The organism is Peribacillus sp. NPDC058002 (genome assembly GCF_042886655.1).
Taxonomy (GTDB): Bacteria; Bacillota; Bacilli; order Bacillales; family DSM-1321; genus Peribacillus; species Peribacillus aracenensis.
The window spans coordinates 1-1951 of record NZ_JBHVQU010000439.1 but is presented as its reverse complement, the minus strand read 5'-3'; the positions used below and the strand labels follow the sequence as shown (position 1 = coordinate 1951).

Genomic DNA, 1951 nt, shown 5'->3' with positions numbered 1-1951 from the left:
CAGAAGTCGCACAAGATAATAAAGTTCCTCTACTCACACCAACTGCAACAAATCCCGACATTACAAACAAAGCTGGAAAATTAAATGATTATGTGTTCAGAACTTGCTTTATCGATCCATTCCAAGGTACAGTGGCAGCCAATTTCGCATCTGACGAAATAGGGGCAAAGACGGCTGCGATCTATGTGGATAGCGCAAGTGATTATTCTAAAGGACTGGCCGCGGCTTTTAAAGAAGCGTTCACTGCCAAGGGCGGTAAAATCGTGGCGGAAGAAGCTTATGTAACGAAAGATACTGATTTCCGTTCTACATTGACACGTATCAAATCCGCAAAACCGGAGTTCGTTTTCCTTCCTGGTTATTATGAAGAAGTTGGATTGATCTTAAAACAGGCACGTGAAGACGGCATAGACCTTCCATTCATGGGCGGGGACGGCTGGGATTCCCCGAAGGTCGTTGAAATTGCCGGAGCGGCTGCTTTAAAAAATACCTATATCACGAATCACTATTCCCCGGAAGATGAAGATGCTAAAATCCAGGATTTCGTTGCAGCCTTCCAAAAGGAATACGGTAAAACACCAGATGCCTTTGCCGCACTTGGCTATGACACTGGGTACTACCTGGCCGATGCCATCAAGAGATCTGGAGATGCTTCTCCTGAAAAAATCAGACAAGCATTGGAAGATGTCAAAGATCTTCAATTAGTTTCCGGAACACTGAACCTTGATGAAAATCATGATCCGATCAAATCGGCGACCATTCTGGAATATGTAGATGGCAAACAAACGTTCAAGACAAAAATCAATCCATAATACCTAACGTGGATAGGGGGCAAGTTCCCCCTATTCTATATTCACTTAAAAAACACCTTAACGGGGAGAGTGCAATATGGAACTGATTCAGCAATTGGTAAATGGCATTTCACTCGGAAGCATTTATGCTTTGATCGCGCTTGGTTATACGATGGTATATGGAATCGTCAAGCTCATAAACTTCGCCCATGGAGACGTATTCATGGTCGGTTCATTTGTAGGGTTTTACGCCATTACCGTAATGGACTTATCCTTCATCCCGGCTTTATTGATTTCGATGGTCACATGTGCCATCTTTGGCGTTTTAATTGAACGCATTGCTTACAAACCCCTTCGTAATGCAACACGGATTGCGGCCTTGATAACGGCCATCGGTGTTTCCCTTCTTATTGAAAATGGGCTGATTTACATCCGGGGCGCCCAGCCGGAAGCCTATCCAAATAATGTCCTTCCGATGGATAAACTCGATATATTGGGAGTTTCCATCAGCAGTCAATCGATATTGATCTTATCTGTTTCCATCATATTAATGATCATCCTACAATTCGTTGTCCATAAAACCAAAATCGGCAAAGCGATGCGTGCCGTTTCATTCGATTCCGAAGCGGCAAAGCTGATGGGAATCAATGTGAATAATACGATTTCAGCTACGTTCGCCATAGGTTCGGCCCTTGCAGGGGCGGCCGGTGTCATTTTTGGAATCTACTATATTAAAATCGAACCGTTGATGGGTGTCCTTCCTGGCCTTAAAGCATTTGTTGCAGCCGTCTTGGGCGGCATCGGCATCATTCCGGGAGCGATGGTCGGCGGTCTGCTGCTTGGGGTGATCGAAGCTTTGGTCAGTGCAGCCGGTTACTCATTATGGCGCGATGGTGTGGCTTTCGTCGTACTTATCTTGATTTTGATTTTCTTGCCGCAGGGACTGTTCGGTAAAAATAAAAGAGAAAAAGTATAGGGGAGACATGGCGATGACTACTTTAAAGAATTCAAAGGGTTTTTGGCTCTCGATCGTGCTCGCACTTATTTTTTTCGGAATCATGCAGTATACCATTTCACACGGTATCCTCAATCCATTTTATATCAACACGCTCATGTTCATCGGCATCAATATCATGCTGGCGACGAGCCTTCATTTAATC

The 1951-nt window shown here is 44.4% G+C and carries 2 protein-coding genes; both read left to right on the top strand.

Annotated elements, in window-relative coordinates:
• A partial coding sequence (locus ACFVSH_RS26075) for an ABC transporter substrate-binding protein (RefSeq protein ID WP_387708690.1) occupies positions 1-812 on the top strand: 812 nt, incomplete at its 5' end.
• Positions 813-888: 76 nt separating this feature from the next.
• Positions 889-1767: a branched-chain amino acid ABC transporter permease gene (locus tag ACFVSH_RS26070; protein WP_098369668.1), complete on the top strand. Its 879-nt coding sequence runs from the start codon at positions 889-891 to the stop codon at positions 1765-1767.
• Positions 1768-1951: the final 184 nt, after the last annotated feature.